This is a genomic window from Lysobacter sp. Soil_N_51 (assembly GCF_057655755.1).
In genome coordinates, this window is record NZ_JBDGLR010000008.1 from 315011 (window position 1) to 338573 (window position 23563).

At 65.9% G+C, this 23563-nt stretch carries 15 protein-coding genes; 8 read left to right on the forward strand and 7 right to left on the reverse strand.

Going from position 1 to position 23563, the window contains the following annotated elements:
• Positions 1-64: 64 nt before the first annotated feature.
• The 8 genes from AC3A4T_RS17365 to AC3A4T_RS17400 all read left to right on the forward strand — a co-directional run bounded on the left by AC3A4T_RS17365 (position 65) and on the right by AC3A4T_RS17400 (position 12571).
• Entirely contained in the window at positions 65-1087 is a 1023-nt protein-coding gene (locus tag AC3A4T_RS17365; protein WP_036107633.1) for a 3-oxoacyl-ACP synthase III, read from the forward strand.
• A 461-nt stretch (positions 1088-1548) separates the two neighbouring features.
• Positions 1549-1794 carry a hypothetical protein gene (locus tag AC3A4T_RS17370; RefSeq protein WP_487676501.1) on the forward strand — a complete coding sequence of 82 codons (246 nt, stop codon included), beginning with the start codon at positions 1549-1551 and terminating at the stop codon, positions 1792-1794.
• Between the two features lie 275 nt (positions 1795-2069).
• Entirely contained in the window at positions 2070-2696 is a 627-nt protein-coding gene (bacA, locus tag AC3A4T_RS17375) for a biofilm formation regulator BacA (RefSeq protein WP_056113448.1), read from the forward strand.
• A 1-nt stretch (position 2697) separates the two neighbouring features.
• Positions 2698-3405: a PspA/IM30 family protein gene (locus AC3A4T_RS17380; RefSeq protein WP_487676502.1), complete on the forward strand. Its 708-nt coding sequence runs from the start codon at positions 2698-2700 to the stop codon at positions 3403-3405.
• Between the two features lie 55 nt (positions 3406-3460).
• Complete coding sequence (locus AC3A4T_RS17385; protein ID WP_487676503.1) at positions 3461-4213, forward strand: hypothetical protein; 753 nt, start codon at positions 3461-3463, stop codon at positions 4211-4213.
• 76 nt (positions 4214-4289) lie between these two features.
• On the forward strand, positions 4290-6365 hold the full coding sequence (locus AC3A4T_RS17390) for a flotillin family protein (protein ID WP_487676504.1): 2076 nt from the start codon (positions 4290-4292) through the stop codon (positions 6363-6365).
• A 109-nt stretch (positions 6366-6474) separates the two neighbouring features.
• The gene (locus AC3A4T_RS17395) at positions 6475-11850 is read left to right on the forward strand and encodes a DNA repair ATPase (RefSeq protein WP_487676505.1); all 5376 of its coding nucleotides are present in this window, start codon (positions 6475-6477) and stop codon (positions 11848-11850) included.
• A gap of 13 nt (positions 11851-11863) precedes the next feature.
• On the forward strand, positions 11864-12571 hold the full coding sequence (locus AC3A4T_RS17400; RefSeq protein WP_487676506.1) for a phospholipase D-like domain-containing protein: 708 nt from the start codon (positions 11864-11866) through the stop codon (positions 12569-12571).
• A 395-nt stretch (positions 12572-12966) separates the two neighbouring features.
• Here the strand turns inward: AC3A4T_RS17400 and AC3A4T_RS17405 are convergent, their stop codons facing one another.
• The 7 genes from AC3A4T_RS17405 to AC3A4T_RS17435 form a co-directional block, all read right to left on the reverse strand.
• The gene (locus tag AC3A4T_RS17405) at positions 12967-14178 is read right to left on the reverse strand and encodes a CaiB/BaiF CoA transferase family protein (protein WP_487676507.1); all 1212 of its coding nucleotides are present in this window, start codon (positions 14176-14178) and stop codon (positions 12967-12969) included.
• A 133-nt stretch (positions 14179-14311) separates the two neighbouring features.
• The gene (locus tag AC3A4T_RS17410; protein ID WP_487676508.1) at positions 14312-16183 is read right to left on the reverse strand and encodes a glycoside hydrolase family 127 protein; all 1872 of its coding nucleotides are present in this window, start codon (positions 16181-16183) and stop codon (positions 14312-14314) included.
• A 29-nt stretch (positions 16184-16212) separates the two neighbouring features.
• A complete protein-coding gene (locus AC3A4T_RS17415; RefSeq protein ID WP_487676509.1) occupies positions 16213-18405 on the reverse strand; it encodes a formylglycine-generating enzyme family protein in 2193 nt (730 codons plus the stop codon).
• Between the two features lie 45 nt (positions 18406-18450).
• Positions 18451-19353: a ribokinase gene (locus tag AC3A4T_RS17420; protein WP_487676510.1), complete on the reverse strand. Its 903-nt coding sequence runs from the start codon at positions 19351-19353 to the stop codon at positions 18451-18453.
• Positions 19350-19691: a hypothetical protein gene (locus tag AC3A4T_RS17425; protein WP_487676511.1), complete on the reverse strand. Its 342-nt coding sequence runs from the start codon at positions 19689-19691 to the stop codon at positions 19350-19352. The genes AC3A4T_RS17420 and AC3A4T_RS17425 overlap by 4 nt, the downstream gene beginning before the upstream one ends.
• Positions 19692-19788: 97 nt before the next feature.
• Positions 19789-20694, reverse strand: a complete 906-nt coding sequence (locus AC3A4T_RS17430; protein WP_487676512.1) for a serine hydrolase domain-containing protein — start codon at positions 20692-20694, stop codon at positions 19789-19791.
• A 233-nt stretch (positions 20695-20927) separates the two neighbouring features.
• On the reverse strand, positions 20928-23198 hold the full coding sequence (locus AC3A4T_RS17435; protein ID WP_487676513.1) for a TonB-dependent receptor: 2271 nt from the start codon (positions 23196-23198) through the stop codon (positions 20928-20930).
• Between the last annotated feature and the right edge of the window lie 365 nt (positions 23199-23563).

Sequence of the window (23563 nt, forward strand, 5' to 3'; positions counted from 1 at the left end):
TAATGCGCGGGGGGCGGGAAGACGCTACGCTGTCGCACTTTTCTGCCCCAAGGGTTTAACGCCCATGCTGTTCCAACATGTCGCCATCGCCGGCCTCGCTCATGTCGATGCGCCGCGAAAGCTGACGTCCGATGAGATCAACGCCCGGCTCAAGCCGACGCTCGACCGCCTCGGCATCAAAGTGGATGTACTGCAGGACGTCGCCGGTGTGCGCGAACGCCGTCTTTGGGACGGCGATATGAAGCCTTCCGACGCCGCCACCCTGGCCGGCGTCAAGGCGCTGGCCGATGCCGGCATCGACGCCGACCGCATCGGTCTGCTGGTCAACACCTCGGTCAGCCGCGACTACCTGGAGCCGTCCACGGCCAGCATCGTCTCGGGCAATCTGCGCCTGGGCGAGAACTGCCAGAACTTCGACGTCGCCAACGCCTGTCTGGCCTTCATCAACGGCATGGACATCGCCGGTCGCATGATCGAGCGCGGCGAGATCGACTACGCCCTGATCGTCGACGGCGAAACCGCCAACCTCGCGTACGAGAAGACCCTCGAACGCCTGAGCCATGCCGAAGTCACCGAAGCGCAGTTGCGCGACGAGATGGCGACCCTGACCCTGGGCTGCGGCGCGGCGGCGATGGTGCTGGCGCGTTCGGAACTGGTGCCCGGCGCGCCGAAGTACCGCGGCGGCGTGACCCGTTCGGCGACCGAGTGGAACCATCTGTGCGTGGGCGATCTGCACCACGACCGCATGGTGGCCGACGGCCGCATGCTGATGATCGAAGGGCTCAAGCTCGGCCACAAGACCTTCGCCGCGGCCAAGGCCGCGCTGGGCTGGGCGGTCGAGGAGCTCGACGAGTTCGTGATCCATCAGGTCAGCCGCGCCCACACCCAGGCCTTCCTCAAGGCCTTCGGCATCGACCCGAAGAAGGTCATGACCATCTTCGGCGAGCACGGCAACATCGGTCCGGCCTCGGTGCCGATCGTGCTGAGCAAGCTGCGCGAGATGGGCCGCCTGAAGAAGGGCAGCCGCGTCGCCCTGCTGGGCATCGGCTCGGGCCTGAACTGCTCGATGGCGGAAGTGGTCTGGTAACAACTTCGCACGATCCGCGCGGCGTTGATGCCGGCGCGGCGAACGGCGATCGAAACAACGACGGGCCCGGTGCGAAAGCATCGGGCCTGTTTGTTTTTGCGGACCAGTGTGTGTTCGGATGCTGGCGCATGCGCGCGCTGATCGAACGGGTTCGTTCGTTTGCGCAAGTGCGTTGTTTCGGTGGAGCGGTTTCAGCCAACGACGCCTTTCGATAAACGCTGTTGGCACTTACGCCGTGGAAGATCGCGACGATCGCAGCGCAAAGCGTCAGGACGCAAGCCGTACCTACGGATAACCGCGGTGCTCAAGCGCCACACTGCAAACGCGGCGGCCGAAAACATCGGCGCATCGTCGCGATACGTGCACGCGCTCACGCTTGCTATAGTCGAGGCCTTCCGCGCGCGCGTCGTCTTCGCCGCCGCGCCAAGGACCGATTCCTCACCCGCAACGGAGTTGCCGACATGGCCCAGCCCAAGAGCCACCTCGAGATCGCCCTGGCCTCGATCCCGGTGTTCACCAACGACGGCACGCTCGACGTCGCCGAACTGCAGAAACTGCTCGACCTCGCCCTGCGCGACAAACTGGTCGACGAAGACGAAAAGCGCGTGCTCGGCAACATCTTCAAGCAGGCCGAGCTCGGCGAGCTCGATGCCGAAGTGAAGCGGCGCATCGAGGAAGCGCGCAAGCTGCACGACATCCCGGCCTGATGCGTGGCCGGCGGCCTTCGCGGTCGCCGGTCGGGTTTCGTCGTGGTCGAGGCGACGCGGTCGCGGCTCGCGCCGCTCTTACAGATGGCCCATGTAGGAGCGGCGCAAGCCGCGACCACGCAACCCCGCCAACGACGCCAGCTTCATCCCCTCGTTTCCCCAAGCCCTTGAATTCATTGACCCGCCGACCGTATTCCGTGGCCAACATCACCGTTCGTCGGCTCTTACATGTCATGCCTTGCCAATGTCACATGTGATGAACTAACGTGACCGCCATGGAACGCCGATCCTCCGCCTATTACCAGCGCCGCCATCGCGAACGTCTTCGCGACAAGGGGCTGGTCAAGAAAGAGCTGTGGGTGCTGCCCGAGTTCGCGGACGAACTGCTGGTGGTGGAGAAGCGGATGCGGCAGCCGCGCGGTGCGGCGCCGGGGCGTGGACGCGTGGAGAGGGCGATGAGCGACGGAAAGGTATGGACGGCCGAAGGGCTGTTCGACGCATTGGCGCAGGCCGACGAATTCGTCTACGGCGAATCGCATATCGAGCTGATCGACGGCGCGCAGGCCAGCCTGCATCTGGTGATGGGCGACTACGGCGACCTGCCGTTGTTCCTGGCCGTGGTCGGCGACCAGATCGTGGTCGAGGCGCTGCTGTGGCCGGTCTCGCATGTGCGCGACCCGGCCGCGTTCAACGAAGAAGTGCTGCGCACCCACAAGGTGATCTTCCCGCTGTCGACCATCGGCATCGAGACCCTGGCCGACGGCGAGTCGGTGTACATGATGTTCGGCTCGCTCAGCGCCGCGTCCTCGCTGTCGAACGTGCTGTACGAGATCGAGACCCTGGCCGACAACGTGATCAAGGCCACCGAAGCCTACGAGCAGCAGCTGCTGGAGGCGGCCTGACATGCCCAAGTCCGATGGCGGCAATATCTGGAGCAAGCTGCTCGGCTCGTTGCGCGAGGGCGCGCACGAGCTCGGCGAAGACTGGGTCGACAGCCGCGCGCTGCGCATCCTCGATCAGGAAATCCGCGACTGCGACATCGAACTGCGTCAGTCGCGCGAATCGCTCGCGCACCTGCTCGCCCGCCACACCCTGGCCGAGCGCGCGCTGAGCGAATCGGGCGAGAAGATCGCCGAATACGAAACCTACGCGATCAAGTCCCTGGCCTCGGGCGAGCAAGCGCTGGCGCGCGAAGTCGCCGATAAGATCGTGCAGCTCGAAGCGGGGCGCGGCGACGACCAACGCCACCTGCAGCAGCTCGCCGCCAGCGTGGCCGAGCTGCGCAAGACCGTGGCGATGGCCGAAGGCAATATCCGCCGCTTGAAACAACAGCTCGACACGGTCAAGGCGACTCAGAGCGTGCAGCGCGCGCAGGCCGCGGTCGCCCAGCGCTATGCCGGGGCGCACAAGATGCCGACCGCGATCGACTCGCTGGCGCGGATCAAGCAAAAACAAGCCGAGCGCGGCGCGCGGGTGGAAGCGGCCGAGCAACTGGCGCGCACCGATCGCGGCGACGCGCTGGAACGCAAACTGCGCGACGCCGGGATCATGGCCGACGACGCCGGAACCGATGCGGTGCTGAGCCGATTGCGACAAAAACTGCCGGATTGACCGGCGCGATGGCGGCGCCGCCCGGACGGCGGCGAGCGGGGAAGGGAGGGGTGCGATGATCGAATTTCTGCAGATCGTGTTTGCGTTTCCGACGGCGTTCTACACCGTGCTGCTGGGGGTGGTGATCGGCTATTGGCTGTTGTCGGCGCTGGGGCTGGTCGGCATGGACGCGGCCGACGGTTTGTTCGGCGGCGGTCATGGCCACGGTCACTTCGGCGGCGACGGCCACGGGCTCGGGCATGGTCACGGGCACGGCCTGGGGCATGGTCATGGCCATGCGCTCGGCGACGTCGCTCACGGCCACGGCCACGGCGATGCCGCGCACCATCATCAAAGCGTGTTCGACCCGCTGATGCGCCTGGGCCTGGGCGGCATTCCGGTGACCGTGGTGCTCAGCGCCCTGATCGCCAGCGGCTGGGCGCTGAGCTTCTTCGCCGACCTGCTGTTGCTGCGCCTGCTGCCCGAAGGGCCGCTGCGCACCGTCGCCAGCGTCGGCGTGATCATCGTCGCCTTCATCGTTTCCATTCCGGTCGCCGCGCTCGCCCTGCGCCCGGTGCGCAAGCTGCTGCGCAAGATGCAGCCCGAGCCGCCGCGTCCGTTGCTGGGCCAGACCGCGACCGTGCGCAGCCCGGTCAACCGGGTCACCGGCACCGCCGCGCTCGAAGACGGCGGCGCCGGCCTGATCCTGCAGATCCGCGACGACAAGGGGCCGGGCTACCAGCGCGGCGACCGGGTCGTGCTGATCGAATACATCGCCGAACAAAACGCTTACCGGGTGGTGAGCGAAGACGAATTTCGCGGCGCCTGAGCCGTATCCGCAACCGTAGTTCCGACGCCGCTCAGGTCGACGCGTCCGCAACGTTGAGTCATAGGGAGATGCAACAATGAGCTTGCCTTCGAGTGCTTTTACGATCCTCACCCTGGTCGGGTTGGGCGTCCTGATCGTGTTCGTCCTGCTGATGATGTTCAAGGCGTTCTACATCAAGGTCCCGCAGGGCACCGCGCTCATCGTCAACGACATGTCGTCCACGCCCAAGGTGCATTTCACCGGCGCGCTGGTGTACCCGGTGATCTACAAGAAGGAGTTCATGAAGATCTCCTTGATCACCCTGGAAGTCGACCGGCGGGCCAAGGACGGATTGATCTGCAAGGACAACATGCGCGCCGACATCACCGTCGCGTTCTATCTGCGCGTCAACGAGACCCAGCAGGACGTGCTCAAGGTCGCCAAGGCGATCGGCGTGGACCGCGCATCCGACCGCACCGCGGTCAATGAATTGTTCAACGCCAAGTTCTCCGAGGCGCTCAAGACCGTCGGCAAGCAGATCGACTTCGTCAAGCTGTTCGAGAACCGCCAGGAATTCCGCGACCGCATCATCGAGGTGATCGGCAACGACCTCAACGGCTACATCCTCGAAGACGTCGCGATCGATTACCTCGAGCAGACGCCCAAGTCCTCGCTGGATCCGACCAACATCCTCGACGCCGAAGGCATCCGCAAGATCACCGAGCTGACCGCGGCGCAGAACGTCATCACCAACGAGCTCGAGCGCAACGAGCAGCTGGCGATCACCAAGAAGAACGTCGAGACCCGCGAAGCCATGCTCGCGCTCGAACGCCAGCAGGCCGACGCCGAGGCGCGGCAGAAGCGCGAGATCCAGACCATCCAGGCGCGCGAACAGGCCGAGACCGCCAAGGTCCAGGAAGAAGAGCGGCTCAAGTCGGAGAACGCGCGCATCTCGGTGCAGGAGCAGCTCGACATCCGTGAGGAGAACCGTCAGCGCGAAGTCGAAGTGGCGCAGCAGAACCGCCAGCGCGCGGTGGTGATCGAGGTCGAGAAGGTCACCCGCGCGAAGGATCTGGAAATCGTCGCGCGCGAACGCGAGGTCGAGCTCAACCGGATCGAGAAGGAAAAGGCGCTGGAGGAACAGCGCAAGGAAATCGCCAACGTGATCCGCGACCGGATCGCGGTCGAGAAGACCGTGGCCCAGGAAGAAGAGCGGATCAAGGAAGTGCGCCAGGTCTCCGAGGCCGATCGCGCCAAGCAGGTCATGGTGCTGCACGCGCAGGCCAAGGCCGAGGAAGAGATGGTGCGTCAGGTCAAGCAGGCCGAGGCCGACGAGACCGCGTCCAAGCACAAGGCGGTGGAGATCACCACCTTGGCGCAGGCCGAGCTGGAATCGGCCGGCAAGCAGTCCGAAGCCAAGAAGAAGATGGCCGAAGGCATCGAGGCCGAGCGCGCGGCGCCGGGTCTGGCCGATGCGCGGGTGCGCGAGATCACCGCCGCGGCGATCGAGAAGGAAGGCATGGCCAAGGCCCGCGTGGTCGCCGAGACCATGGGCGCGGAAGCCAAGGGCGAGCAGGAAAAGGGCATGGCCCAGGCGCGGGTGATGGAAGCGCAGGCCGACGCCAAGCAGAAGCTCGGCTTGTCCGACGCCAAGGTGCTGGAAGAAAACCTGTTCGCGCAGGCGCGCGGCGAAGAGCAGCTGGGTTCGGCCAAGGCCAAGGCCAATCGCGACCTGGGCATGTCGGAAGCCGACGTGCTGCTGCAGAAGCTCAAGTCCGAAGCCGAGGGCCTGTCGCAGAAGTTCGGCGCGCTCGATTCGCTCAGCGACCAGTCGCGCGCGCATGAGGAATTCCGCATGCAGCTGGAGAAGAACTTCGAGCAGGCCATCGCCGGCATCGACGCCAACAAGGAAGTGGCGAAGGAACAGGCCGACGTGCTGGCCGCCGCGCTCAGCAAGGCCAACATCGACATCGTCGGCGGCGAAGGCGCGTTCTTCGATTCCTTCGCCAAGGCGCTGTCGGTCGGCAAGGCGATCGAAGGCGTGGCCGGCAAGAGCCCGATCGTGCAGGACGTGCTGCAGCGCCTGCTCAACAAGGGCGACGACAAGAGCGTCGCCAAGCTCGAAGGCAAGGTCGACGGCAAGCCCGCCGGCGAGACCGCGCTGGATTCCTGAGCGCGCGCCTGACCCAGGGAATGCGCCGCCGCTCGCGGCGGCGCATCGGATTGACGTCCGCGACGCAAGCGTTTCGCGCCGCGGGCAGGACCGGTAGGACGAACCACTGATGGCCGATACCAAGCCGACCGCTTCCGCGGCGAACACCGCCACCGGCGACATTTCCAACGACAGCGCGAAGGCGGCCGCCCACGCGGCGGTCGATCAGGCGGTCGCCCAGGGCGGCGCGTACGAAGTGCTGAGCAAGCGGCTGAGCGAACAGGGGCTGCGTTTGCGCGGCATCGCCCAGGGGCTTAACCAGCAGCGCCTGAGCGAGTTCGGCAGCAGTCAGATGGAGGTGGTCGGGCGGTTCCGCATCCGCACCGAGAACAACTGCGTCGCGCGCGACATCGTCCAGGTCGGCGATCTGTTGCTGTTCGGCTACAACGTGTTCATGGGTTTGAAGAAAGAGACCGTCGTCGCCGACGTGTTCTCGCTGTACAAGCTGGTGCAGGGGCCGGAAGGCTACGACGTCACCCCGGTCGAGCTCAAGGGCAGCTTCCTCGGCATCGACAGTTTCGCCCAGGATTTCCGCGAGCTGTACGCGTACTACAAGCACACCCGCCTGATCCAGTTGATCATGCGCGACGGCAAGCTGCTGGCCGCGTTCCAGATCGGCGAGCGCATCACCGACCTGCGCGTGTTCCGCTGGTCGGTCTCGCCCAGCGGCGAAGTGCGTTACATCGACAACCGCGGCGAGCGCGACATCGCGCTGCCGGCGCCGTTCGATTTCGAATGGACCCGCGCGACCCGCGAGATGCTGGTCAACGGCCGCCATCCGCATCTGAACATCCTCGACAGCGTATTCGTCGAGACCGTCAACGGCGATCTCACCATCAAGGTCGAGAACAACACCGAGGACGGCAAGGGCATCTACCGCGAATCGGTCGACGACAAGACCCAGTCGCTGGACGACGCCCAGGTCGATTTCGCCAAGGTCGGCAGCCTGATCCTGCTCAAGATCCTGCCCTACCGCGAGGAGCAGTGGCGCTACCTCGTGTTCAACACCCTGACCCGCAAGGTGCTGCGCCAGGACGCGATCGGCCTGGCCTGCATCCAGTTGCCCGAAGACCACGGCATCATCTTCCCGGGCGGGTATTACCTGCAGAACGGCGAGCACAAGAGCTTCGACCAGTCGATGGACGGCATGCGCTACAAGCGCAGCATCCGTTCGCCGAACGGCGAGGACGTGCTGTATCTGTTCTACGAGCCCGAACAGGGCCGCACCGCGATGTTCACCTACAACATGATCGAACGGCGCCTGCAGACACCGATCTTCGGTCACGGCTATGCGCGCCTGGAAGACGGGCGCATGGTGATCTTCGCCACCGAAAGCGACGAGCCGACCCGCGTGCATCCGATGCAGGTCTGGCAGACCCCGTACTACAGCGACGAATACGCGGCCAAGCAGCCGGCCGGCAACAGCTTCATGGGCAAGATCGGCAACGCCGAGCTGGTCCGCGGCGTGTCCGAGCTGATGAGCCTGTCGCGCGAGATCGAGGCCACCGAGGTCTCGGCCAAGCGTTACGGCCTGCTCGCGCAGAACACCCGGCGTCTGTTCGACGCCCACCACTGGCTGTCGGACCCGAACTGCGGCGAGACCGCGCCGCTGCTGCGCGAGATCGCCGCGACCGCCGAGTCGGTACTGGACGAATACGAGAAAGTCGAAGGCATCCGCAATCAGTCCGACCGGGCGATGCGCGAGGCGCAGAGCAAGCACAAAGCCTTGCTCGACAGCCTGCAGCCGGAGAACTGGGAGAAGGTCCAGGAGTTCGTCGATGCGCTCAACGGCCTGACCGCGCAGCGCGGGCATCTGCTGACGATCCGCGAATACCGCTATATCGATGTGGCCGCGATCGATGCGATGGAGCAGGCGCTGGTCGCCGAGCACGAACGCATCGGTGCCGCGACCGGCCAGTTCCTGGCCGGCGACAAGGCGCTGGCGCCGCTGGCCGAACGCCTGGCCGCGCTCGACGCGCAGGCGCAGCAGGCGACCACGGTCGCGCAGCTGGTCGAACCGCTGGAGCAGATGCGCGCGATGTCCGGCGACCTGGACATGCTGTCGGCGCTGATGGCTACGCTGAAAGTCGACGACGCGACCCAGCGCACCCGCATCGTCGAGGCGATCTCGGAAATCTATTCCAGGCTCAACCAGGCCAAGGCGCGCGCCGATCAGCGTCGCAAGGGTTTGGGTTCGGCCGAATCGGTGGCGCAGTTCGGCGCCCAGTTCAGCCTGTTCGGGCAGAGCATCGCCAGTGCGTTGTCGCTGGCGCAGGACCCGGAAAAAGCCGACGAACAATTGTCGCGGCTGATGGTGCAACTGGAAGAACTGGAAAGCCAGTTCGGCGAACACGAAGCTTTCCTAGGCGACATCCTCACCAAGCGCGAGGAATTGCTGGAAACCTTCGAGGCGCACAAGCAGACCTTGATGGACGACCGCCAGCGCAAGGCGCAGGCGGTGATGGATGCGGCCACGCGCATTCTCGACGGCCTCGGCCGGCGCACCGCGCGCTTCGCCACGGCCGACGAACTCAACGCGTTCTTCGCCGGCGATGCGCTGATCCTCAAGCTGCGCGAACTGGCCGAGCGCCTGCGCGCGCTCAAGGACAGCGTCAAGGCCGACGACGTCGAAGCGCGCATGAAGAGCGCGCGCGACCAGGCCGTGCGCGCGCTGCGCGATCGCAGCGAGCTGTTCGAGGAAGGCGGCAACGTCATCAAGCTCGGGCCGCGTCACCGTTTCAGTGTCAACACCCAGGAACTCGACCTGACCCTGTTGCCGCGCGGCGACGTGTTGAACCTGCATCTGACCGGCACCGATTTCTTCGAGCCCCTGAACAACCCGGATCTGGACGCGGCGCGCGCCTACTGGGGCGTGTCGATGGATTCCGAATCGCCGCAGCTGTCCCGCGGCGAATACCTGGCCGGACTGGTGATCGAAGCCGCGGCCGGCAATCGCGAAGGCCTGAGCCTGGACCTGCTGCATCAGCAGCTCGCGCAACCCGAGCTGCTGGGCCGCACGGTCCGCGACTTCGCCGCCCCGCGTTATCGCGAAGGCTACGAGAAGGGCATCCACGATCACGACGCGACCTTGATCCTGCAGGCGCTGCTGCCGCTGCGCGCGAGCGCGGGCCGTCTCGCGTTCGAACCGGCGGCGCGCGCGTGGGCGGCCTTGTATTGGTCGCAAGTCGCTCAGCACGAGCCGCAGAAGCAGTGGCCGGAACGCGCGCGCACCGCGGCCGATATCCAGCGCCTGTTCGGCAGCGCCTCGGGTCTGGACGCCTTGCGCGGCGAGATCGCCGAGGCGATGAGCGCCTACGCGCAGCAGCAGACGCTGGCGATCGATCCGGCCCTGACTCCGCGCGCCGCCGAATACCTGGTGCAGGAGTTGTCCGACGAACGCCCGCAATTCGTATTCAGCAAATACGCGCAACAACTGCTGCAGGCGCTGCGCGAGAAGTTGAGCGCGGCGCGGATGTGGGACGGCTTCGCCGCGGCGCTCGACGGCCTCGGCGATCGGGTCGCGGCGCGCTGGGCGCTGGCGATGAACTGGATCGAAGCGCTGGCGCGCGCGCCGGAACTGGCGCCGCTGGCCGGTTACGCCGCCGAAGCGGCGACCTTGTTGCTGCTCGATCAGCGTTTCCCGAAGAAAATCACCGAGACCGACCTGAGCGCGTCGGTGCAGGGTTTGCTTGGCGAGCATCCGCGGGTGAAGGACGGCCGCATGAGCTTGGCGATCGACGATTGGTCGGCGCGCCTGCGTCATCATCGCGAAAGTTTCGTGCCCGGTTTCCAGCGTTATCAGGCCTTGCGCCATGAGATCTTGGGGCGCGAACGCCATGCGCTGCGCCTGGACGAATTCAAGCCGCGTCCGCTGAGTTCGTTCGTGCGTAACAAGCTGATCAACGACGTATACCTGTCGGTGATCGGCGACAACCTCGCCAAGCAGATGGGCACGGTCGGCGAGAGCAAGCGCAGCGACTTGATGGGTCTGCTGATGATGATCTCGCCGCCGGGTTACGGCAAAACCACGCTGATGGAGTACGTGGCGCACCGGCTCGGCCTGATCTTCATGAAGATCAATGGCCCGGCGTTGGGTCACGAAGTGCGTTCGCTCGATCCGGAGCAGGCCCCGGACGCGACCTCGCGCCAGGAGCTGGAAAAGCTCAATCTCGCCCTGGAGATGGGCAACAACGTGATGCTGTACGTCGACGACATCCAGCACACCCATCCCGAGTTCCTGCAGAAATTCATCTCCTTGTGCGACGGCACCCGCCGCATAGAAGGCGTGTGGAAGGGGCGCACCCGCACCTACGACATGCGCGGCAAGAAGTTCTGCGTGGTGATGGCCGGCAACCCGTACACCGAGTCCGGCGAGGTGTTCAAGATTCCGGACATGCTCGCCAACCGCGCCGACATCTACAACCTCGGCGACGTGCTCGGCGGCATGGAAGCCTCGTTCGTGCTGAGCTACATCGAAAACAGCCTGACCTCGAACCCGGTGCTGGCGCCGCTGGCCACCCGCGAGATGGCCGACCTGTACCGCTTCGTCGCCAAGGCCGAGGGCAAGCCGTTCTCCGCGAACGAACTCAGCCATGCCTACAGCGGCGCGGAGATCAACGAGATCGTCGCGACCCTGGAGCGCCTGATCCAGGTGCGCGAGGTGGTCTACAAGGTCAATCAGCAATACATCGCCAGCGCCGCGCAGGCCGAGACCTATCGCACCGAGCCGCCGTTCAAGCTGCAAGGCAGCTATCGCAACATGAACAAGCTGGCCGAAAAGATTTCGCCGGTGATGAACCAGGCCGAGTTGCAGCAGTTGATCGGCGATCACTACCAGGGCGAAGCGCAGTTGCTGACCTCCGGCGCTGAAGAGAACCTGCTCAAGCTCGCCGAATTGCGCGGCGTGCTGACCCCGGAACAGGCCGCGCGATGGGCTCAGATCAAGCGCGATTTCCAGCGCAACAAGGCCATGGGCGCGGGCGAAGCCGATGTCGGCGGCCGGGTGGTGGCGCAGCTCAACGATCTGGTCGAAAGCGTGCGCTCGCTGGATTCGTCCGCGAGCAAGGCGGCCGCGGCGCCCGTGCCCGTGGCGCCGGAGAATCCCGCGCCGTGGGTAGAAATCCTCGGCCTGCTCGAACGCGTCGCCGCGGCGCAGTCCGCGCCGCCGCCGCTCGCACCAGCTGCGCCGGCGCCCGATTACGACGCATTACTGGAGCAATTGGGTCCGTCCTTGCAACACGCACTCGACCCGCTGGTCGGTCGTCTGCACGACAGCGGTGAGCGCCAGACCCGGATCAACGAAGCGCTGGTGGAGATCTTCAGGCAACTGGGCGAACGCGACGTGCAGGACGCGCCGACCCGGGCGGAGATGACCGAACAACAGCGCGAGCTGCAGCGCGCGCTCAACGATTTCGCCGACCGGCTCAACGGTCGCGTGCAACGCTAAGGAAGGCAACGCCATGGATTTCGCACGACTCGACCAGACCCTGCGCGAGAGCATCGCCGACTACGCGCTGGACAACGAGGAAAAGTTCGAACTGCGCGAACTCGGCGGCAGCGTCGGCGCCGACCGCGTGCGCTATCTGCGCAATCGCGCCTTCGACATGACCCGCGAATTGATGCTGGCCGAGCCGCCGCGCACGCTGGACGCCTTGCGTTGGCTGGAGCAGGTGGTCAAGACCCTGGACGTGGTCGCCGCCGCGCCGGCGGTGGTGTCGAGCGCCTACTTCGCCCCGGGCGATGCCTGCCTGCGCAAGTTGCGCGAGCTGTGTCGAGGCGCCAAGCGCAGCGTCGATATCTGCGTGTACACGATTTCCGACGATCGCCTGACCGAGGAGATCCTGGCCTGCCACAAGCGCGGCATCGCGGTGCGGCTGATCAGCGACAACGACAAGAAATTCGACGAAGGCAGCGACGTGCTGCGCCTGCGCGAACTCGGCGTGCCGGTGCGGATCGACGACAGCCCCTTCCACATGCACCACAAGTTCTCGTTGTTCGACGGCCGCGTATTGGCCAACGGCAGCTTCAATTGGACGCGCAGCGCGACCACCAGCAATGAGGAGAACCTGGTGGTGACCGACGATGCGAATCTGGTGCGGTGTTTCGCGGGGCAGTTCGAGGAGTTGTGGGCGAAGTTTTTGCCGGGGATGGATGCGGCGCGGTATTGAGCGCGCGACTCTCGTCACCGTCATCCCCGTGAAGGCTGGGAGCCAGAGACTTCAGAGTTGTGTCGGGTGGAGCCCTGGATCCCCGCTTTCGCGGGGATGACGTTCTTGGGTATTCGATTCGATCCGGTTCGCGACGCCGTAGGTGGCTACGAAAGTGCGTCGTTACACGCACAGTGCGCGTAACTCTCATAACCGTCATTCCCGCGAACGCGGGAATCCAGTGACTTTCGTGCAAGTAGCGTAAAAGGCACTGGATGTTCGGCTACACCGAAGTAAAACGGAGCCCGCGTTCGCGGGAATGACGTTCTTGAGAGGGCGCTAAAACTGTCAGCGCTGCGATTCAAACTTATGCAAACTCAGCGCGATCGCGCAGCGAAGCTCGTGATCCGAAACCCTCACCCCCGCCGTTTACGCCCCACCGCCCCCGTCTCCCCCAACTCCGCCTTCACCGCCTGCGTATCCTGCCCCAGCATCGGCGCCGCGAATGCGGCCGGGCCCGGGGTGCGGCCGAACTTGATCGACTGGGCGACGCCGCGGTAGCGGCCGACCTGCGGGTGGTCGATCGCATCGACGATGCCTTCGGCCAACACCTGCGGATGATCGAACATGTCTTCGATCCGGCGCGCGGCCGCGCACGGCACTTCGTCGCCGAAGATCGTCTCCCACTCCATCGCGCTGCGCGCGGCGAGCGCCTGCTGCAGGCGCGGCACGATCTCGGCCACCGCCTGCGCGCGCTTGCGCACGCTGTCGTAGCGCGGGTCGTCGGCCAGTTCCCGCAAGCCGGTTTTCTCGCACAACGCCTTCCAGAAACGCGCGGTATTGGCGGAAATGTAGATGTATCCGTCGCGGGTCGGATGGATGCCGGTGACGCCGCCCGAGCGCATGTCGCGGCCGATGTCCAGGCCCTCGCCGTCGGCCCAGATCATCCGCGCCGACTGCATGGTCAGCGCGCTGCGCAACAGCGACACGCCGACGAACTGGCCCAGCCCGCTGCGTTCGCGCTCGAACAGCGCCGAGGACACGCCGGCCGCGAGCAGCGCGGCGGCGTAATAGTCGACCACCGAGCCGTAGATAATTTCCGGCGGTCCGCCGCGGCGGCCTTGCAGATTGCACATGCCGGTCATGGTCTGCAGCACCTGGTCGTAACCGGCCTTGTCCTTCATCGGCCCGGTTTCACCGTAACCGGTGACCGCGCAATAGATCAGCCGCGGGTTGATCAACTGCAGTTGTTCGAAATCGATGCCCAGGCGCTTGGGCACGCTCGGGCGGAAGTTATGCACCAGCACGTCGGCTTCGCGCACCAGCCGCAGCAGTACCGCGTGGTCGTCGGCGCGCTTGAGGTCGAGCACGATGCCGCGCTTGCTGCGGTTGACCCCGAGAAACGCACGGCTTTCGCTGGCGAGCGTCGATGGGTATTGACGCAGATTGTCGCCGTCGGGCGGCTCGATCTTGATCACGTCCGCGCCCTGATCGGCGAGCAGGCTGCAACCGTAGGGCCCGGCGATGTAAGCGCTCAGATCGAGCACCCGCACGCCGGCCAGAGGGCCGGACGCCGCGACGGGCGCAGCGGTGCGATCTGCGATCGGATCGATGGAAGTGGGGGTCATGCCGTGCGGTCCGGACGATGCGTGAGGCTCGACCCACTCTGCGCCGGGGTCGGGCCGATAAAAAGGCGAGTTAGGTATGTTCTGCGAGCACAAATTATTACTTGGGCGTTTCCGCACGCCGTACACGCACCGTTCACTGTGGAGACACCGGCGGCAACGACAGCCAGGTCAGCCGCCACGCGCCGTCGACCCGGCCGCCTGCGCAGTAATACGGCTGAAACACCAGCGGCGCGCGATAGCCCGGGTCCAGTTCGATCCGCGGGGTCGGGTGCTGTGCGTCGGCGGCATGCCAGTGCAGCCACTGCGACGTCGGTGCGGCCGGTGGCTTGAGCGTTTCCTCGGTCTTGAAACCGTCGATCAGGCCGGTCGCATACACCAGCGGGCCGCAGGTCACCGCCAGATATTCGTTGTGCAGCACTTCCTGCGCGACCGGGCTGCCGTCGGGCGCGCGCGATTCCTGCACGTTGCGATTGACCGCGGTGTGCAGGTGCGGGGTCATCGGGAAGTCGATGGCGATGCGGTCGTCGTCATTCCACTCGCGATCGAGCACGAGGTAATCGCCAGGCACGATCGCGGCCGATATCGGTTCGCCGTTGATCGATACCGACGCGCCGTTAGCCCACGAAGGAATTCGCAGTTTCAGCGCGAATCGCGCCGCGCGTTCGGGGCTCACGCGCAAGCCGATGTGGCCATCGAACGGATAAGCCGTGTCCTGCTCGATCCGCACCGTGCCCGCCCGCGTCAGTTCGACCCGCGCCGTGCCCGGTCCGTAGAGATTGACCGCCAGCGCATCGTCGTCGCCGCGCGTGTAGGCGATGGCCGGCAACTCCTCGATCGCCATCGCACCGCTTGATTTGCAGCAGCGCCAATAGGTCGTATGCACGCGCCGCCCGTTGGGAAACACGTAGTAGCACCAGTCTTCGCCGTTGGGCGCCTGCGCGCCGAGCAGATCGTTGTAGGCCGAGCGTTCGATCTCCTCGGCGTAACACGCCTGGCCGGTGATGCTCAGCAGTTCGCGATTGAGCTGGATCCAGGCCAGGGTCGAACAGGTTTCGACATAGCCCTGCGGACTGAACACGCCGGCCGGATTGAACACTTCGCGCGAACGATGGGCGACGCCGCCCCAGGGGCCGCCGCCGAGGCTCAGATGATGATCGCGGATGCTGCGCCATAGCGATTCGACCGCGCGCAGGTACTCAGCGAGGCCGGTGGCGCGATGCAGCTTCGCCAGGCCAACGAGGTTCCACGCGAGTTGATAAGCCTTGCCGGTGGCGATGTGCGCGGCGTCCACGCCGGCCAGCGCGCGGGTGAGCAGGGCGAGGTCGGGATTAGCGTCGGCCTGGCCGAGCACGGTCAATGCCAGATCGAGAAACGCGGGCTCGCCAGTGGCGAAGTACAACTCGACCGCCGGGTCCAGCAGCACCGTGGCCGACATGCCGTGGTGATTGCCGAGTTCGGTGATGTCGATAGCGCCGCGTGTCAGCGTGTCGAGGCATAGCGCGCCGATCCTGCGCGCGGCGTCGAGATAGCGCGATTCGGGAAAATGCTTGTGGATTTCCAGCAAGCCCAGGATCAGATACGCGTGGGTCCAGATGTCCCAGGTGCGCACGCTCGGCGCGCCGTCCCAGGTGCCGGGTTTCGGCGCCTGCTTACGCATGAAGCGATGCTCGGGCGCGTAGGTGCCCATGTAACCGTCGGCTTCCTGATGCGCGACCAGGAAATCGGCGACCCGGCGCACGCGCGCCAGCAAGTCTTCGTCTCCGCTGCGCGCGGCAGCCTTGGCCGCGGCGACCAGCCACTTGCCCGCATGTTCGCCATACCAGTCGCCTTCGACATTCTGCTGGCGATGGGCCGGGGCGAAGATCGCGATGGCCGGGCTGGTTTCGTCGACGATGAAATGCGACAGACGGCCGCGGCGATTGGCCTCGAGCGCGTCGCCGAGCAGGCCGTCGAGACGGACCTCGACGCGCGCGGCTTTGGCGGTGTAGTCGCTTGTTGGATTCATGGCGTGGATTGAAGGCTCAGGTTCGCGGCTCATGCGCTCGCATCGACCACGCAGCGGAAACCGATGCAGCCCGAGCGGTCCTTGCTCGGCGCCATCAACAGGTACTTGCCGTGCTGATCGAGCCGGTAGGCCTGCGGAAAATACCAGTGCGAGGTCTGCGGCTGGTACGAACTGCCGCCGCGCAGCACCGCGCCGCGGGTATGTTCGTCGTGGTATTCGTCGGTCCATTGCCAGACGTTGCCGACCAGATCGAGCACGCCGAACACGCTGGCGCCGGATGGATGTGCGTCGACCTCGTCGGGCGCGCGCAGGCGCCGGCCGCGATTCGGCGCGGGCACCGCGTCCTCGCGCCAATCGTTGCCCCAGGGATAACGGCGACCGTCGCCGCCTTGCGCGGCGTACTGCCATTCCCATTCGCGCGGCAGGCGCTTGCCGGCCCAGTGCGCGTAGGCGCGCGCGTCCTCGATCGCGATCCAGGTCACCGGGCGATTCTCCCAGCCCGGGCGCGGCGCGCCGTCGACCCAGTCGCGCAGATAGTTGTGCGCATCGCGCGGCGCGTAACCGCTGGCCTGGACGAAGCTTTGGTACTGCGCGTTGGTGACCGGGGTGCGATCGATGAAGAAGCGCTGCATCGACATGCGCTTGCGGTGATTGCGCCGCGCGCTGTCTTCCCACGGGTACTGCACGTCGACGCCTTCCCAGGTCTGGCCTTCGATCTCGATCCCTCCGACGACGAAGTCGAATTCGCCGGCCGGAATCTCGACCATGCCGTCGGGCGCGGTCGCGACCAAGGCCGTCGGCGCGATCGGCACCAAGCGTTGCTGCAAGGATCGCCATTGCTTGGAATAGCGGTGCAGCGGAATGTCCGACAACTGGCGCATGCCGTCGAGGAAGGTGTCCAGGCCGGCATGTTCGACACCCGGCGCCAACGCCAACAGTGCGCCGAAACCACGGCCTTCCATGGCGAATTCAAACACCGCCTGCTCGCCGTCGATGCGCGGCTCCAGCGCGACCCCGTTCCAGGCATCGAAATAGCGGGTGCCGGCTTCATGCGCGACCGCGATCTGTTCGCCGTCGATCTCGTATTCGTTGCGATTGACCAGATGCCACACAGTCGTGCCCGCGTGCGGGAAGCGGCTGGCGAACACGCCGGCCTGGCGGGTATGCACGTACGGCCGCCAGTCGGCGCTGGTCATGCACGCGGCGAACTCGCGTTCGATCGTGGCGATGCGGCGCAGGGTTTCGGCGTCACGGTCGGTCAGTTGGTTCCACAGGCCCCAGATGTTCTCCCAGGCGTTGTAGCCGACACCGTTGAAGAAGATGTATTGCAGGTCGTGGTTGCGATCGCGGCCCCAGCGGTTCTCGTAGTTGATCATGTGGCGCGGTTCCAACCACTTGAACTTGGCCACCGGCGGGATCAATTCGTTCGGCGCTTTCTTGCCCCAACTCTGCACGTTCCAGATCAGCGCCTCCTCGGCGCTGATGGTCGACTCGGGTTGCAGCACCACCGGATGACCGAGCGCGTCGCAGGCGTCGAAGAACGCGCGTGGCACGCCGTTGTAGGTGTCGCCGTTGACGCCGTCGGCGCCGACTGCCTTGACCAGTGTGGCTACTGCCTCCCAATCCTTGACCCCGCTGTCGCGGGTGCCGTGGTCCCACGGCATGGTCGGCAGGAACACGCGCACGCCGCGACGATGGAAATCCTCGATCGCGCCGCGCAGGCCGTCGAGTCCGCCGGGCAGATCGCCGGCCAGATCGAACTGGTTGCGGTCGTCGACGCCGATGTTCGGATACACATGCCAGATCAGCACGCTGTCGATACCGCCGTAGCGGCGTTCGAGATCGTCGAGGTAACGATCGACGGTGTAGCGCCCGGCGACCGGATCGTAGAAATAGCGATCCTCGGCCATCATCTGCGCGTGGACGAAATTGCGCTGCGCCCATTGCAGTTCGGGGCGGCGGTAATGCGCGTCGTCGTAGCCGATGCGGATCAGGTGTTCGCGGCGCCAGTCGATCAGCTCGGCGATCCAGTCGTCGACGGTCGCGTCGACATCGACCTTCCAGTGACCGATCTCGGCGAACGGCCAGCCCGGCGCCTTGCCCGGCAGCGGCAGATAACGCTGGGTGGTGACGTGCGAGAACTTGTATTCGGTGCGCACGGCATGACGTTCGTCTTCGTTGGCAGCGTCATCGTCGGCGGCGGGTCGGTAAGGGCTGGTCATTGGGGGCGTCGGTGGGGAGCGAGGCGGGGAAGGGAGGGCCGGCGATCAGGGCGTTGCGGCGAGCAGTCGTTTGACTTCATCGCGCGTCGGCACGCTGGTCTGCGCGCCCGCGCGCGTGCAGGCCAGGGCCGAAGCGGCGCTGGCGCGGCGCAAGGCTGCGGCGAAATCGTCGCCCTGGGCGAGCGCCGCGACCAGTGTGCCGCAGAATGTGTCGCCGGCGGCGGTGGTGTCGAGCGGTTGAACCGGAAACGCGGCCTGGGTCAGAAAGCGGCCGTCGACGCGTGCGCGGCAACCGCGCGCGCCGAGCGTGACCACGACCTGGGCGGTGGGAATGCGTGCCAGCGCCGCGTCGATATCGTCGGCGATGCCGCTGAGCGCGGCCAGTTCGCCTTCGTTGACGATCAACAGATCGACGCAGTCCAGCAGCGAGGCCGGCAGCGCGCGCGCGGGCGCGGCGTTGAGCACGACCGCGACGCCGGCCGCGCGCGCGCGTCGCGCCCAGGCTTCGATCGCGGGCAAGGGTGTTTCGAGTTGCAGCAGCAGATGGCCGACGCCGTCGAGCGCGGGCAGATCGTCGCCGCGCAAGGCGGCGTTGGCGCCGGGCGCGACGGTGATCGCGTTCTCGCCGTCGTCGGACACGCAGATGAAAGCGGTGCCGGTGGCGCGATCCGGGCAGCGGATCAGGTGCAGTTCGACTCCGGCCTCGCGCAGCGAGGCTTCGATCGGCGCGGCATGGGCGTCGTCGCCGAGCGCGAGCAGCATGCGCGTGGTCGCGCCGCCGGCGCGCGCGCAGGCAATCGCCTGGTTGGCGCCCTTGCCGCCGGGAAACGTCGCCAGTTCGCGGCCGAGCACGGTTTCGCCGGGCGCGGGCACGTGGCTGGCGCGGACGACGAAATCGAGGTTGGCGGAGCCGGCGATCAAGACGGACAGGTTGTTCGATCCGCTCATTTCGTCGTTTCCGGGTTCGTGGTGTTGCGAGTGTCGTCTTTGCTTGTGTCTTCCATGGCTGCATCGACCAAGCGATAGAAGTCCTTGCTGATCCGCGGCAGATCCCGTGGCATGTCGCTGCGTGGCAGATGCTGCAGCAAGGCGATTGCGATCCATTGCTTCGCCGGATCGATCGCGTAGGTGGTCGAGGCCGCGCCGGGCCAACCGAAGCGGCCAATCGCACCGGGCTGGCCGCGCTTGATGGGATCGATGACGACCGAGCCGCCGAAACCGAAGCCTTCGCCGGGGTTGAACTGATGCACGGGGGGATCGAGCATGGTGAGTTGGTTGTGCAGCATCAGGGCGACTGTTTCGGGTTTTAGCAGACGTGCGGGTTCGGGGAGGCGTGAGGTTTTGTCAGACGCGGCTTTCGCATCGCGCAGACCTTTCCTACCGTCATTCCCGCGTTCGCGGGAATGACGAATTGTGAGTGTGCGGGTGCTTAGCGGTGGCGTCTGAATTCGAACAAGACGAATCAAAACCACCGTACGCAATCAGCCCACCATCCAACAACATCCGCGCAAACCGCGCATAGTCGCAAGCCGTCGAATACAACCCGCCCGCGCCGCTGGGATAGGCATTCAACGCCGCGCCCGGCTCACGCGCGCTCGGCCCGTCGGCGATCCGCAGCCAGCCATCGTCGCCCATCGTGGTGATGTCGACCACGCGTCCGCGCTGCGACGCCGGCACGCTGAAGCCCGTGTCGCGCATGCCGAGCGGAACGAAGATGCGCTCGCGCAGGAACGCATCGAACGGTTGCCGTGCGACTACTTCGACCACCCGGCTCAGCACTTCGATCGCGGCGCCGTCGTAGCCGAAGCGGGTGCCGGGATCGGCCGCGAGCGGCGCGCGGCTCAAGCGTTCGACGAAGCCATGCAGGTCGCCGGCCGCGTGCGGTTCGTTGCGTTCCATCAGCTCGGTCGCGGCTTCATCGCCGTTGAGGCCCGCTGCGAATCCTGCGGTGTGGGTCAGCAGTTCGCGAATGGTGATCTCGCTGGCGGCCGGGCGCAGCCGCGGCGCGTCGATGGTGCCACCGCTCAGCACCTGGCGATGGCCGAGTTCGGGCAAGTAGCGCGAGACCGGATCGTCCAGGCCGATGCGGCCCTGTTCGACCAGCAGCATTACAGCGGCCGAAGCGATGGTCTTGCTCATCGAATAGATGCGGAAGATCGCGTCCTTGCGCATCGGTATGCGGCGGGCGAGGTCCTGATAGCCGTACGCATTGAAGTCGACGATGCGGCCTTCGCGCGTGATAAGCACGACGGCGCCGAGGTAGCCGTCGGCATCGGTCGCGTCGCGCATGAAGCGGTGCAGCGCGCTGAAGTCGGGCTGGGCCGTGGCCTGGACCGCATGGGCATCGTTCGCAACGCGTTGAGCACAACAAGCCAACCCCGCGCAGCCCACACCCAGGATCAGCAGGCAACAGCGAAGGGCGGCGGAGACGGGCAAGGCATGCGGTCCTGCGTGGCGAAAGCGACCGCCGCGAGCGATCGGGCTCGGCGGCGGTGTCGGTGAGGCAGCGGCTGGGCGGTCGATCAGAACTTGAAGGTATGGGTGAGCGACACGGTACGGCCGCGCCCGGCCCAGTAGTTCTGGAAGCCGCCCGGCGGCTGCGACCAGCTCAGGATGTACTGCTTGTCGAACAGGTTCTCGATGCCGAGCGAGAACTTGCCGTAACGCTCGGTCTCGAAGTTCATGCCCAGGTCGAACAGGGTGTAGCCGTGGGTGCTTTCCTTGAAGCTGAAGCGCTGGCTGTCGAAGGCGCGCACCTCGCTGCCCGACAGATTGCGTGAGAACAGCGTGGTCGCGCCCAGGCTCACGTCGGCGTTCGGCAGGAAGTTCCAGGTCAGGGTCCAGGCGAACTTGTCGGGGTTGATGTCGAGCACGCCCATCGGCTTGTTGGTGCCGCCGGCGGGGTAGCGTCCGGCCGCGTCGGCCGACCAGAACGAGGTCTTGCCACGCGTGTGCGAATACACCGCGCTGATCCGCCAGTCTTCGTTGAAGCGCCAGTCGCCGGACAATTCGTAGCCCTTGATCCGCACCGGCGCGCGCAGCAGCACGAAGTCGTTGGTGGCCGGATCGATCGCCAGCGATTGGCCGTAGTCGGACTTGGAGTCGTAATGCGAAGCGCTCAACGCGCCGCGCTCGCCGCGCCAGTTGAAGCCGAACTCGGTGTTCTTGACCACGATCGCGTTGAGGTCGAGCAGATCGCCCACGCCGATGCGCGGATCGTTCGGGCAGCCGTCGGGCTGGGTGTCGCCCGGATCGTTCGAACACTGGATGTTGCGCAGCGGGATGCCGACGTTGGCCAGGGTGAAGCCTTCGCCGTAGGAACCGAACACCGACCAGGCCTCGTCGATGCGCCAGACCGCGCCGAAGTTCTTCAAGGTTTCCTGATAGTCGAGCGTGCCGCCGTCGACGTGGCGACGGTCGCGGAACCAGGTGGTGGTGTAGCTGTCGACGTGCAGTTCGCCGTCTTCGCGGCGCAGGCCGCCGGACAGGGTGACCGGGCCGATGTCCCACGACAGCTGCGCCCACGGCGCCTTGCTGGTGTATTCCATCGGCGGCACCCACAGTCGGTTGGTCAGCGCCAGACGTTGCTGCGCGGTGTCCTTGACCAGGTCCAGGCCGACCCGCAGTTCCAGTCCGCTGACCGAGAACAGCGACGGCCGCGCCCACGACGTGCGCAAGCCTTTCTTGTTGGTGACGATTTCGGATTGGTCGTAGATCGTGTCCATCGGCGCGATCAACGGGTCCTGCTTGTCGATCGTGTTCTCCGGCAGATAGCGCATTTCCTGATCGGCCTTGTAGCCGTTGATGGTCAGGGTGCCGCCGAAGAAATCCGAATGGATGTAGCTGAGCTGGTATTGCTTGAAGTCGTTGATCGCGGCCTTCGAACCGAAGATCGAACCGCGCTCGGAGGTGTTGGTGCGGGTCGCGCCACACAGCGCGGCTTCGTCGGGACGGCAGCCCAGCACCTGGATGTAATTGGCCTTGCCTTCGATGTTGAAGTGGCTGACCGAGCCTTCGATGCGCTGCACGCCGTCTTCGCCGAAGTTGTAGCCGGCCTTGATGAACAGGTTGCGCGCTTCGGTGTCCGACAACGAGCCGCTGGTGTTCATGCCGATGCGGCGGCCGTTGCCGTCGTAGGTGATGCCGCGGTCGAGGAACGAGGCGGCGGCGATCATGTCGAAGTTGCCGGCCTTGCGCGCGAAGGTCGCGCCGAGTTTCCAGCCGGCGCTGTCGTCCTTGAACTGGGTGGTATAGCGCGAGGTGATGGTGAACTCGTTGCCTTCCTTGGTCGGCGCCGCGGACAGGTAGTTGATGATGCCGCCGGCCGCGCCGATGCCCTCGGAGGCCGACGGGCCGTTGATGACCTCGATCCGGCCGACGATGCCCATGTCGGTGAAGGTGCCGTTGCGGGTGCCTTCGCGCAGCGGCGAACCCTGCGGCACGCCGTCGAACAGGCGCAGGGCGACGCGGCCGCGCAGGTTTTCGCCGGTGTTGCTCATCGCCTGCGAGGACTCGGCGTAGCCGGGCACGGTGCGCGCGAGCACCGCGGTCGCGTCCTCGGTCAGCACCAGGCTGCGTGCGAGTTCGGCCTTGGACACCAGGGTGATCGCGCCGGGGATCTTGTCGACCGCCTTGGGGCTGCGGGTGCCGGTGACGACGACGTTGTCGAGGTCGACGGCCGCCTTGTCGCTGGCGGGCGTGGCGGCGGGGTCGGCGTCTTGCGCGTGGCTGGTGCCCGCGAAGGTGGAGAGCAGCAGGACGCTGCTGATCGCGGCGGTAAGTGGCTTGAGCATGTCGGTCTCGTTGAGTGCCGGTGATCGAGCCTGCGCGTGAGGGGGACGCGTGCCCGTGGTGGCGTGCCCAGGGCGGCGGCGCTGTCGCTGTCGCGACCTCTCCCTGTCGCGCCGACGTCTGTGCAGGTTCGAGGCGAGCCTATGCGCTCGCTGTCACAGTTGGAACCGACGCGGAGTATGTTCACAGCCTAGGTTTTGTTGTCTTAAGCGACGCGGATCGATAGCAAAAGTTTTGTCGCATTGCAGCATCGGTGCGCGCGAGCGCGACGTCGCGGTAAAAACGACAAGACCGCCGCAGGCGTCCTGCCGGCGGCGGTCTTTGGGGAGGTCCGAGGATTGAGTGTTACCGAGCGAAACCTGGCGAT

Bases quoted from the DNA above. Each gene is read 5' to 3' on its own strand.
- AC3A4T_RS17365 (WP_036107633.1), top strand. From the start codon at position 65: ATGCTGTTCCAACATGTCGCCATCGCCGGCCTCGCTCATGTCGATGCG.
- AC3A4T_RS17370 (WP_487676501.1), top strand. From the start codon at position 1,549: ATGGCCCAGCCCAAGAGCCACCTCGAGATCGCCCTGGCCTCGATCCCG.
- bacA (WP_056113448.1), top strand. From the start codon at position 2,070: ATGGAACGCCGATCCTCCGCCTATTACCAGCGCCGCCATCGCGAACGT.
- AC3A4T_RS17380 (WP_487676502.1), top strand. From the start codon at position 2,698: ATGCCCAAGTCCGATGGCGGCAATATCTGGAGCAAGCTGCTCGGCTCG.
- AC3A4T_RS17385 (WP_487676503.1), top strand. From the start codon at position 3,461: ATGATCGAATTTCTGCAGATCGTGTTTGCGTTTCCGACGGCGTTCTAC.
- AC3A4T_RS17390 (WP_487676504.1), top strand. From the start codon at position 4,290: ATGAGCTTGCCTTCGAGTGCTTTTACGATCCTCACCCTGGTCGGGTTG.
- AC3A4T_RS17395 (WP_487676505.1), top strand. From the start codon at position 6,475: ATGGCCGATACCAAGCCGACCGCTTCCGCGGCGAACACCGCCACCGGC.
- AC3A4T_RS17400 (WP_487676506.1), top strand. From the start codon at position 11,864: ATGGATTTCGCACGACTCGACCAGACCCTGCGCGAGAGCATCGCCGAC.
- AC3A4T_RS17405 (WP_487676507.1), bottom strand. From the start codon at position 14,178: ATGACCCCCACTTCCATCGATCCGATCGCAGATCGCACCGCTGCGCCC.
- AC3A4T_RS17410 (WP_487676508.1), bottom strand. From the start codon at position 16,183: ATGAATCCAACAAGCGACTACACCGCCAAAGCCGCGCGCGTCGAGGTC.
- AC3A4T_RS17415 (WP_487676509.1), bottom strand. From the start codon at position 18,405: ATGACCAGCCCTTACCGACCCGCCGCCGACGATGACGCTGCCAACGAA.
- AC3A4T_RS17420 (WP_487676510.1), bottom strand. From the start codon at position 19,353: ATGAGCGGATCGAACAACCTGTCCGTCTTGATCGCCGGCTCCGCCAAC.
- AC3A4T_RS17425 (WP_487676511.1), bottom strand. From the start codon at position 19,691: ATGCTGCACAACCAACTCACCATGCTCGATCCCCCCGTGCATCAGTTC.
- AC3A4T_RS17430 (WP_487676512.1), bottom strand. From the start codon at position 20,694: ATGCGCGACGCGACCGATGCCGACGGCTACCTCGGCGCCGTCGTGCTT.
- AC3A4T_RS17435 (WP_487676513.1), bottom strand. From the start codon at position 23,198: ATGCTCAAGCCACTTACCGCCGCGATCAGCAGCGTCCTGCTGCTCTCC.